This is a genomic window from Shewanella sp. 125m-1 (assembly GCF_052977065.1).
Genome location: NZ_JBRILT010000075.1, coordinates 1 through 12,223, shown reverse-complemented (window position 1 = coordinate 12,223; position 12,223 = coordinate 1). Strand labels below are relative to the sequence as shown.

7 protein-coding genes are annotated in these 12,223 nt (G+C 44.6%); all 7 read left to right on the top strand.

Annotation, left to right across the window (positions count from 1 at the left end):
• The coding region (locus tag ACVBIK_RS20300) for an Ig-like domain-containing protein (protein ID WP_447170381.1) at window positions 1–3,426 on the top strand (3,426 nt) is incomplete at its 5' end.
• Window positions 3,427–3,586: 160 nt separating this feature from the next.
• Window positions 3,587–5,704 (top strand): type I secretion system permease/ATPase, encoded by a 2,118-nt coding sequence (locus ACVBIK_RS20295; protein WP_447162152.1) that lies wholly within the window; start codon window positions 3,587–3,589, stop codon window positions 5,702–5,704.
• On the top strand, window positions 5,701–7,083 hold the full coding sequence (locus tag ACVBIK_RS20290) for an HlyD family type I secretion periplasmic adaptor subunit (RefSeq protein WP_447162121.1): 1,383 nt from the start codon (window positions 5,701–5,703) through the stop codon (window positions 7,081–7,083). The genes ACVBIK_RS20295 and ACVBIK_RS20290 overlap by 4 nt, the downstream gene beginning before the upstream one ends.
• Before the next feature lie 31 nt (window positions 7,084–7,114).
• A complete protein-coding gene (locus ACVBIK_RS20285) occupies window positions 7,115–8,530 on the top strand; it encodes a TolC family outer membrane protein (RefSeq protein ID WP_447162122.1) in 1,416 nt (471 codons plus the stop codon).
• The gene (locus tag ACVBIK_RS20280) at window positions 8,527–9,132 is read left to right on the top strand and encodes an OmpA family protein (protein ID WP_447170380.1); all 606 of its coding nucleotides are present in this window, start codon (window positions 8,527–8,529) and stop codon (window positions 9,130–9,132) included. The genes ACVBIK_RS20285 and ACVBIK_RS20280 overlap by 4 nt, the downstream gene beginning before the upstream one ends.
• 18 nt (window positions 9,133–9,150) lie before the next feature.
• Entirely contained in the window at window positions 9,151–9,858 is a 708-nt protein-coding gene (locus ACVBIK_RS20275; RefSeq protein ID WP_447162124.1) for a transglutaminase-like cysteine peptidase, read from the top strand.
• A gap of 8 nt (window positions 9,859–9,866) precedes the next feature.
• The gene (locus tag ACVBIK_RS20270) at window positions 9,867–11,786 is read left to right on the top strand and encodes an EAL domain-containing protein (protein WP_447170379.1); all 1,920 of its coding nucleotides are present in this window, start codon (window positions 9,867–9,869) and stop codon (window positions 11,784–11,786) included.
• Window positions 11,787–12,223 lie beyond the last annotated feature (437 nt).

Below are 12,223 nucleotides of genomic sequence, written 5' to 3'. Positions count from 1 at the left end.
ACTATCAATGCCAGCGTCACCAGCACTGACTTAGCAGGCAACAGCGCCACCGCGACCGATACTGAAGATTATGACGTTGATAACACTACACCAAACACCCCGACTGTAATTATTCTGGATGACAGTAACCCAATTATTGGTAATGCAAACCCTGGCGATGGCTGGTTAAACCCTGATGAAATAGTCAGTGGTGGCGCGAACATCCAGTTAAAGGTAGAAGTTAACCATACTGACTTATTAGCAGGTGGTTCAGTTTCTCTCAGCATCACTAATGGCACCTCAATTTCGACCGTGGTTCTTAGCTTAAGTGCTACTGGAGAGTTGATTGTTACAGGTGCGTCTTCAACCGCTACCAGCCAATTTAGTTACGATAATGGAGTGATTACGTGGTCTGAAGAGACACCAAATGAAACATCAAGCATTACTGTTGAAGCGACTCAAGCTGATCTTGCTGGTAACGAGTCCGGCCCTGGAAGTGATACGGCAGCGATCAACACTGTCGATGCCAACGATGATGCTCAAGGTAGTTCATTTAGTGCAAGTGCAAGCTCTAGTGATAACTGGGGAACCGAAAACGGTACTGAAGTTAATCCACTATTCACTATCAGCGCAATAAACGCTGATGGCTCTGAAGGAACGGTTAATTACGCAACTGGTGATAACAACAAACTTGGTGTTTCTGGCACTCCCAGAACCGAAGGTGCGACAGAGGGGCAAATAGAGTTCAACGCTGAAACGGGTCAATCTGAAGGATTAGTCTTTAGCTTTAATGGCCTCGTCAATAAGGCAACCTTCAATGTTAGCAACATGTTCGACACCGAAGAGGGCGGCGAACAAGGCGTTTGGAAGGCTTATTATCAAGGCCAACTCGTTGCTATGGAAACCTTTAAAACCGAAGGTAGCAAGAGCGGTGAGTTCAACATAGATACTGGCAACTTGGTATTTGATACTTTAGTGTTTGAAGCCACCTATACGCTAGGTGAAGAGTCACAGGCTAACCCAGGTGATGACTCATCCGATTACTACCTGACTTCAATTGTCGTTTCGGGTCCAGAACTAGGCGGCGATGCACTAGTTGTAAATGAAGGCGAAGTACTAACAGCATCAACTATCGAAGATGGATTATTGTGGAATGATAGCGATTTAGATCATGATACTAATGGTCATAACCATCAACATACTGACTCTTTCTCTATCACTGCGGTTAATGGTCAAGGGATCCAGGCTAGTAGCACTATTATCTTAGATAGTGGCGCAAAGCTCACAATCAATACTAATGGAACTTACAGCTACGATACCAATGGCGCCTTTGCATCTCTCGCCGCAGGAGAGGTTACTAAAGAAACCTTTACCTACACCATTACCGATGAGCACGGCGCGACTGATACCGCCACTGTCACCATTAATATTATTGGTACCAATGACGCTCCTGACGCGACTGATAATAGCTACCAAGTTAATGAAAGTGAAACCATCACCGGTAACATTATCACCGATGATACAGGCGATGGCGTTGACTCTGATATCGATGGCAACCCAATTTCTATCACGCATATTGATGGTGTAGAGCTGACATTCGTTAATGCAATAGCGACTGTGTCTGTTAAAGATGGCAGCCTAACCATCAACCAAGATGGTAGCTTTAGCTATAGCCATGATGGCTCACAAACTGCACCGACAAGCTTTACCTACACTATCAGTGACGGCCAAGGTGGCAGTAATACCGCAACAGTAAACTTCGATGTGGCACAAACTCGAGACTATGGTTTTGTGGGTGGCACCGACGGTGATAATGATATTCAAGGAACTGATAACCACGACATTATCGTCAGTGACACTAGCGGTTTACAGATTGTTGCCGGCGAAGATTATAATATCGCCTTCATATTAGATTCCTCTGGCAGTATGTCTGACGAAATCACTCAAGCAAAAACGCAATTAACCAATGTTTTCAACACGCTATTCAATAGTGCTAATGGCGAGCATGCTGGCACAGTCAATGTGCTGTTTGTTGATTTCGCAGCAAATACTAAGACAAATATTTCAGTCGATTTATCTAACGGTGATTCTCAAGCGGCACTTACGCAGTTACTCGCAGCGGTTAATGCAGTTAGTGCAGGCGGAAGCACAAATTATGAAGCATCATTTGAGAGCGTCATAGAATGGTTTGATAGCGCTGACATTGCTGGTAATGGTGCCAACAACCAAACATTCTTCATTACAGACGGGCAACCAACAGCTGATACCCACAGTGAGATAGACTCCCTATACGTTGGTGTCGATCCTCAAACTGGCAACTTCCTAACCTTAAGTGAAGTTCTCATCGCGAATTCTTATAGTTTTGGGGAAACAATCACATTAAATGGCAAGGTGTTAGTTGATTCAAGTGGCGATGTATATTCAGTCTATACCGATGTTCATGAAAAAATAGGCAGCATCGAACAAGATGGTAATACATTGAAATATGACGACGACCACAGTAATTCAGGCCTACATCAATTCAGTCTATTAAATGCCGTATCGATTGTTAATGCCATTGGTATTGGGAGTGGTGTTACAACTGATGTACTTAAGCTTTATGACACAGACGGAAACGTTCAGGCCGCTGTTGATGTCAGTAATCTTGCAAGTGTTATTTTGGGGAATACAGTCGAACTAACTCAAGGACGAGACGACGCACTAGGTGGAGAAGGCAATGATATTATCTTTGGCGACCTTGTCCAATTAGATAATATTACTGGCCAAGGATTTACAGCCTTACAGAACTATGTAGCAATAAAAACCGGAACAGATACTGGCAGTATTGACTTGCAAGATATCCATAGTTACATCAGTACTCATATTGATGAATTTGATATATCAGATGCCAATGATGGCAACGATATCTTAAACGGTGGTGAAGGTAACGATACCTTATTCGGTCAAGGTGGTAATGATACCTTAATCGGTGGTCTGGGTGCAGATACGATGATTGGCGGTCTAGGGGACGATGAAATGACAGGTAATGAAGGAGCGGATACGTTCGTTTGGACCAGTGGTTCAGTAGATGGCTCTGATACCACCGACCATATTACCGACTTTGACTTAGCTGAAGATAAGCTTGATTTAAGCGATATCCTGCAAGGTGATACTGTCAGTGAACTTGCTCAACACCTGAGCTTTACAGATGAGAATGGCTCTACCAGTATCAATATTGATACTGATGGGGATGGCAGTTTTGATCAACACATTGTGCTCGATGGTGTCGACCTAATTGGTCAGTTCGGTAGTAATGAGGCCGACATTATATCTGGACTACTGGGCTCTAATGGAGAGGGCCCACTTATCGTCAGCACGTCATCTGGTGCCGCAGCGACTCAGGCGGTTAATGGCCCCGAACCTTTAGATGATCCATTCAATCCAAATGGCTTTGCTATGCTGCCATAAAAAAAGAAGCAAGATAGTGGCCTGTGGAAAAACAGGCCACTATGACCGATACTTTTAATAATAAATATAAATAATAAAATCTTAAGGATAAGTCCCCAAGGTGTCAGTTTCAGATTCTAAGAACACTGAGCAATGGACGATTTCAGCCTCTCAACGAGTGATGGTCGACCCACTGCTAGACAGTTTAGTGTTACTCACCGAGCATTTCGGTAGCCCGTGCTCCAGCGACTCGCTGGCAGCAGGCTTGCCTATGCAAGGACACGTATTAACACCAGAATTATTGCCTCAAGCTGCCAGTCGCGCCGGACTAGCGGCTAAGTTGTCGCGCAAGGGCTTAAACGAAATATCCCCTATCCTGCTGCCCTGCATCTTATTGCTAAAAGACAAGAAAGCCTGCTTACTGCGTGAATTTGATATCGAACAAGATAAAGCGGTTATCCAGCTACCTGAAACCGGCGGCAAAGAAACGCTTTCGATTGAAGAGCTCGAAGCACTCTATGTGGGCTATCTGTTTTTAGTGAAGCAAGAATATCGTGGTGATATGGGCTTAGATGTTCATCTACACGAGAACAAATCCCACTGGTTACTACAAACAATTAAAGACTCAGCCCCCATTTACCGAGATGCCCTTATCGCATCGGTATTGGTTAACTTATTTGCCCTAGTGTCACCGTTATTTATTATGAATGTGTACGATAAAGTCGTACCGAATTTGGCATTCGACTCTTTATGGGTACTGGCTATCGGTGCCGGTATTGCTTATATCTTTGACTTAATCATGCGCCAACTTAGAAGCTACCTTATTGACGTTGCAGGTAAGAAAGTCGACATCATCGTATCTTCTCGACTATTTGCTAAAGCTATCGGTATCCCGCTTGAAAAGCGCTCTCCTAGCGTCGGCGGCATGGCTAAGCAACTTGGTGAATTTGATAGCATCCGCGATATTCTCACCTCGGCCACTATCACCACATTGGTTGATCTGCCTTTCGCGCTGTTTTTCTTAACCATTATCTATCTTGTTGCCGGCGATCTCGCCGTTATCCCATTGATTGGTAGCTTTATTATTATCGGCTACACCTTGATTATGCAGCCAAAGCTTAAGGCGGCAATTGACGAGAGCAACAAGTTTTCAGGCCTAAAGCACGGCCACTTAATCGAGTCACTAGCCTCAATTGAATCGATTAAATCCAGCGGCGCCGAAGGTCTAGTGCAGAAAAGCTGGCAACAGATGATTGGCCATACGGCGAACTGGCAACTGAAATGCAAAAAAATAACTACCTCTGTGACCAATGTGGCGACATTTGTAGTGCAAACCTCCGTTATTTTTGTGGTGATTTTAGGGGTATACCGAGTCTCTGAAAATGAAATATCCATGGGTGGCATCATTGCTGCGGTGATTTTATCTAGCCGCGCAATTTCTCCCATGGCGCAACTTGCAGGCCTAATGACCCGTGGTAATCAAACCGCTAGTGCCCTGCGTCAACTTGATGAACTGATGACGCAAGAAGATGAATTTGAAAACAAAGGCCACCTGGTTAGCCGCCAACGTTTATTAGGTCAAATAACCGCGCACCATATCGGTTTTAGCTATCCAGGTTCAGAGCGCCCCATACTGCACCCATTATCGATAAATATCGCTCCCGGTGAGCGTGTAGCGATCATTGGTCGCAACGGTTCCGGTAAAAGTACCTTAGCCAAACTATTAGTCGGCCTATATCAGCCAACTAAAGGCAGCTTAACCTATGACGGTATCGATTCTGCGCAGATCCATCCTAGCGACTTAAGACGAAACTTCGGCTACTTGCCGCAAGATATCACTTTGTTTCATGGCACGATTCGCGACAATATTTTATTTGGTACCCGCCAAGTATCTGAGCACCAATTGATCCGAGCCGTGCAGCTTTCTGGAGTGAATTTATTTACTAACCTAGAAGCCGAAGGCCTAGATCAGCAAGTGGGTGAAGGTGGCCGAGAGCTCTCTCGCGGACAGCGACAAACCATTGCCCTAGCCCGTGCAACATTGAATGACCCGCCGGTATTGTTAATGGATGAGCCGACTGCCAGTCTCGATGCCCGTGCAGAAAAGCAGTTTATTCATGCCATGCACAATGTCAGTAAAGATAGAACCTTACTGCTCATTACTCATAAGATGCACCTACTCAACCTCGTCGATCGCATCATCGTTCTCGATCGCGGCCATATCGTTGCCGATGGCCCTAAGGCCGAAGTACTAAAGAAGCTAAATGATGGCTTATTAGCGGGAGCGGCGAAAAAATGAGTAAGCACTTAACTACACATGATTTAGAGATGGTCGATGACGTTTATGGTGCAATGATGACCGATGCACCTGCCAGCCATCGATTAACTATTTGGGCATTATCGGCACTGATTATAACCTTCCTGCTATGGGCCTACTTTGCAGAGTTAGATCAAGTCACTACTGGTTTGGGTAAAGTTATCCCTTCTTCTCAAGTGCAGGTTATCCAAAGTTTAGACGGCGGGATCTTACAAGAGATGTATGTCCAGGAGGGATTAATTGTCACCAAGGGGCAGCCTCTTGTTCGCATCGATGCCACCCGTTTTCAGTCTGACTTCGCTCAACAAGAGCAAGAAGTGAATAGTCTAGTCGCCAATGTGATCCGCTTAAATTCAGAGCTTAACAGTATCACCATTTCGTCAATAACCAATGATTGGCGCGAGCAGGTAAAAATCTCTCCTCTGGCATTAATATTCCCATCTGCTTTAGAAGAAAACGAGCCAGAGCTTACCAGCCGTCAGCGTGAAGAATATATTGGTCGTCTTGATAACCTAAGTAATCAACTCGAAATTCAAGCCAGACAGATCCAACAACGTAACCAAGAGATCCAAGAACTCGCTTCAAAAATCAGAACACTCACAACCAGCTTCCAGTTGGTCTCACGAGAGCTTGAACTGACTCGGCCATTGGCAGATAAAGGGATTGTTCCTGAAGTCGAGTTATTAAAACTACAGCGAGTCGTCAACGATATTCAAGGCGAGCTCTCTTCATTGCGCTTATTGCGCCCTAAAGTTAAGTCCACCATGGATGAAGCCATTCTTAAAAGGCGGGAGTCAGTACTTATTTATGCGGCTGATACCCGTGCCCAACTCAACGAGATGCAAACTAAACTCTCACGCATGAACGAGGCGCAAGTCGGTGCACAAGATAAAGTCAGCAAGGCCGAGATAGTATCTCCAGTCAATGGCACAGTCAAAACAGTGCATATCAATACCCTAGGCGGCGTTGTCCAGCCCGGTGTCGATATCATTGAAATTGTCCCGTCTGAAGACAAGCTATTGATTGAGACCAAAATTGTCCCTAAGGATATCGCATTCCTGCACCCTGGTTTACCCGCTGTCGTTAAAGTCACCGCGTATGACTTTACCCGCTATGGTGGTTTGAACGGTGTGGTCGAGCATATCAGTGCCGATACGACCCAAGATGAAGAGGGAAATAGCTTTTATATTGTCAAAGTTAGAACAGAGTTTTCTAGCTTAACGAAGGACGACGGCACCCAAATGCCTATCATACCAGGGATGTTAACCTCGGTTGATGTAATTACAGGGCAAAGATCCGTTTTAGAGTACATACTTAATCCAATATTACGGGCTAAAGATACGGCGCTCAGGGAGCGTTAAGCCCGATAAAAAACGACCAGGAGGGGTTAACATGGATAGCAGCACAATACGGCAGTTAAAGCGCAGTGCACTTGCACTTGCTGTCAGCGCGCTGATAATACCGGCATCGGCTTCTAGCCAAACACTAGAGCAAGCGGTAGCACACACACTGGATACCAATCCAGAGATAAAGATAGCATTTAACCGCTTTAAAGCGCGAGAGGAACAAGTCAATCAAGCAGTGGCAGGCTACATGCCAACGGTTGACATTAGCGCTGGCTATGGTTGGGAGCAAACCGATAGCCCATCGACGCGTCGACGCGCAGGTCAAGGTGATGTTAACGATGACGGTGTGATTGAACTCAAACGCGGTGAAGCGGGCTTTAGCATCAAGCAGATGCTATTTGATGGTTTCTATACTAGTAGTGAAGTTGATAGATACAGTTTCGAAGCTAGTGCTGAGCAGTGGGCACTATTTGCTGCAGCTGAAGATATGGCGCTAGATGTTGCTAAGGTCTATATCAACTATATTCGCAGCGAACAGGTACTGACTTTGGCAGAGAAAAACCTTCAAAGCCATAAAGAGATCTATGACCAAATTAAGCAACGTACCGATTCAGGCCTAGGGTCTACGGCAGATTTATCACAAATCACTGGCCGTTTGGCACGTGCTAACGCTAATGTTATCTCAGCCCGTAACAACTTCTATGATGCTAAATCTCAGTTTGTTCGTATCGTTGAGCAGCAACCTGAAGATATGATAGTACCAGTGCCTGATGCTGATATGCTACCAGCAGATCTCAGTACCAGCATTATGATGGCTCAAGATAATCACCCTATTCTCAAGTCTGCAGCAAGCGATATCAATGCTGCAGAAAATGAGAAAGACTCTGCACAGTCAAACTATTACCCGAAGCTCTCACTAGAGCTTGATGGTAACTGGAACAACAATGTCGATGGTGAAGATGGCTACTCACCTATTGTGACTAATAGTGTTGGTGGATATAACAATGACCTTGTTGCCATGGTGCGCCTCAAGTACAACCTATTTTCAGGTGGTAGTGATCTCGCACGCGAGAAAGAAGCCGCATATAAAGTAGGCGAGGCTAAAGAGATCCGTCAACGTGCCCACAGACAAGTCGTTGAAGGCGTCAATTTAGCGTGGAATGCTTACGAACTGCTTACCCCACAAAAAATGTATATCCGAGAACATGTTGTTGCGGCTAAAGACACCCAAGTTGCTTACAGCCAGCAATTTAACTTAGGTCAGCGAACTTTATTGGATCTACTCGATACAGAAAACGAGCTTTTTGAAGCTAGAAAAGACTATTTAGAATCTGAGTATGATGAAATCATTGCCCAGTATCGCGTGTTAAATGCGACAGGCCAATTGCTCAACTCATTGCGCGTAACCAGACCAGATGTCTGGCAAGGTGAGAGAGACTACGAAGGAGGAGTCCCACAATGAAGACCATGATATTTATATTAAGTCTCGCTATGCTTGGCGGCTGCTCAATGCGTGACATAGCCACTATGGATCAACCGACAACGCAAGTTTACGATCTCAATGATATCGACCATGATGGGGTTATTGTTGCCAGAGAACGCTGCACAGAAACGACACTTGGTGCAACCATCGACAACTACGGCTGCGGTAAAATCAAGCCAATTAATGAGCGCCAGGAACTCAAAGTGCTATTTGCCAACGACTCTTACTATATCGATCCTCAGTATTATCCGCAGGTAGAAGTTATCGCAACCTTTATGCGCGATTATCCAAATACCCAAGCTGTCATTGAGGGACACTGCAGTAAGACAGGAACCCATGAGCATAACCAAACACTATCTCAAAACCGTGCCAATGCAGTAAGTTCTTTGCTTGCTGAGCGTTTTGGTATTGAATCAGATAGACTCAGTGCGATAGGTTATAGCTTCGACCGCCCAATTGACCCGACTCATACCAAAGCGGCTCATAAGGTAAATCGTCGAGTTATCGCCGAACTAACAGGCGATGACACCACTGCAGACATGAAGTGGCACATCTATACGGTAGACGAAGAAGTTAATTAGCTGTAATAACGGAGCACCATGGTTGGCAGGCTTTATCAATTAAAAAAAATACGAAAAGTCTGCCAATTAAAGTTGACGGTGCTGGCCCTGTCCGTCTCCTGCCTTTATGCTGCCCCAGTTCAAAAGTTAGATTCAGTCCATATAACCCAAACCATTGAGTCGCAATATGGCGAACGTGCGGGTAAACGGATTAGGGCCTGGTTTAAGCTTTTAGATGAAGCAAAAGACTTACAAGATAGCGATAAAATACTAATGGTTAATAATTTTTTTAACCTATTTCATTTTATCGATGATATAAAACTTTGGGGAAATAAGAACTACTGGGCAACGCCCATGGAGTTTATTGGAGTCAGTGGTGGCGACTGTGAGGACTTCTCAATCGCTAAATACTTTACTCTACTTCAACTCGGTATTTCTGAGGATAAATTACGCATTACTATGGTTAAAGCGACCAGCGTAAATCAGTATCATATGGTACTAGCCTATTATGAAACGCCCTCTTCAATCCCCCTCGTTTTAGACAATCTTGATAAACAGATTAAACCGGCAACCCAACGAAAAGATCTGTTGCCAGTCTATAGTTTTAACGGTCGACAGCTGTGGTTAAACAAAGAAAAAGGACGAGGTGTTCTAGCAGGTTCCTCATCTAAACTTGCGAAATGGAATGACCTAAAACATCGCTTGGGTGTAGAGCGACTTAATCAACCCAAGATAAAACTGGAGTAGTTAACAAGATGACACTGTTTCGACAGATATACACACTACTGTTTGTGCTGTTTTTATTGGTTGTTGCGAGCTTAGGTTATGTACAGTTTACCGAAACTCAAAGCTTCCTTACGAAACAAATGGAATCAGATCTCAATAATACCAGTCATTCGCTCGGTATTATGCTGGTACCCGATCTCGAAGCGGGTGACATAGTCGGTGCAGAAACACTGATCAATGTGATTTTCGAGGGCGGTTACTATCAACAAGTCAAACTTACTTGGCTCGTCGATGGTAAACAGCAGGTATGGGAAAACCCGATGATAATCGAGGGGGTTCCACAGTGGTTTATCGACCTAGAGCTGTTCAATACGATCAAACGAGAAAGCATAATCACCTCAGGTTGGATCCAGTTAGCTCGCTTAGAGATTACTGCCCATCCGGGATTCGGATACCATGAGCTCTGGCGCACCATGACCAACGCCATCATCGTCTTTTCTATCCTATTTCTTATTGCGATTATTTTGGCCCGTGTCGGTCTCACTTGGATCTTAAAACCACTGCATGATATTGCCGAACACGCCAAAGAGGTAGCCAACCGTAAATTTGGTCCAGACATGAAAGTACCTAAAACTGTAGAACTTAAATCAGTGGTGCAAGCGTTTAATAGCATGTCTGAACAGCTAAAGCAGATCTTTAACTCTCTCGATGAAGAAGTGGGTGAATTGAGAAAGAAGAATCTTGTCGACCAAGTATCAGGTTTGCCTAATCGCCAATATATGATGGGGCGCTTAAACAGCTGGCTAAGCGAGCCTAAAAGTGGCGCACTGATGATGGCTAAGTTTGACTGGTTAGAAGAGGTCCATAGCAAATACGGTTATCAAGTCCGTGACGAAACCATTAAGTTGCTAGCAGATAAAATGAAGCAACATTTAGATGGCGTAACACCGTCAGTGATTGCGCGCATTGCAGCTTATGAGTTTGCTTTTCTCATCACCAGTTCAGAGCATGAGCAAACCAGTAAATATCTACAAACCCTGATCCGCACCATCAACCAGGAGATCTCAAAAGCTAGTTGCAAACCAAATGAAAGCTTTGCTATTGGTATTGCCGAGCGTATTGGGCAGATGTCTGTCACCGATATTCTCGCCCAAGCTGATAATGCACTGCAGAAGTCACTACAGGAAAATAAGGTATTCCATTGGTTTGAGACTAATGAAAAACAGTTATTTACCCGAGAACAGTGGCGCGAGCATTTAAGTAGCGCGATCACCGAAGGGAAATTCAAGTTTAAGTGGCAACCTATTTTATTAAATGATTCAGGCTCAATTTTACAAAGAGAGCTCTACTGCCAACTTGAGATCCACGACAAGATGGTACCCGCTGGACAGTTCATGCCCTATGTCGAACTGCTCTCATTGGGTAGCCTGTTAGATAAGTGCTTGATTGAAACAATCCATAGTAAGAAGCTACTTGAGAGAAACTTCGAACCGATTGCGATTAACTTAACCTTCCAGAGTATGGGGGATCCTGAATTCCATAAGTGGCTCAATAAATTCCTGCGCTTATCGCCACTACGTGAACGGATCTGTTTCGATATACCTGAAGCGGCTGTTTATAGCGATGCAGAAGCCTGTCAGGCACTTTGTGCTGTGATTCGGGATAATGGGGCGCATTTTGGTATTGACCACTTTGGGCGCCAGTTTGGCTCAATGTCATACCTACAAAACTTACGCCCAAGTTACGTCAAACTCGATCAGTCTTTCGCTTATTACGATGACAGCGAGCACAGCAGTGAGCTATGTCGTGCGCTCATTAACGTCGCAAAGGGATTAGATATCGAAGTGATAGCGACAGGAATAGAAGAAGAAGCCCAGCTTAAACGTTTCATACCGTTAAAGACTAACGCTTACATGGGCTTTATCTCACCGCCTATCGCAGTAGAATGATATAAGCAGTTAAAGGTGAAATAGCTAAAGGTCTCTCAGGAGGCCTTTTTTGATTTTTGATTCTAGGTTCTAGGTTCTAGGTTCTAGGTTCTAGGTCCTAAAGAATCTACCTAACCTTCCATTTTCTAATTCGTTAACCTGAGATATCGTTCTCAGTTTCATTTATAGATCTTAGGTTCTAGAGCCTGCTTTGCTTTCTTTGCCTCAGTGAGCTTGCGAACATTCCGCTATCCATCAGCGAAGCGTTCGTCTTAGCTTTAGGCTCTCTAAAACCTGATATCAAAACCTCATTGACGGGCTAAAGCCCGACCTACAATAACCAAATCTTGTCCGGCCTTTCCTTCAGTGAGCTTGCAAACGTTCCGCTATCCATCAGCGAAGCGTTCGTCTTAGCTTTAGGCTCTCTAAAACCTGATATCAAAACCTCATTGACGGGC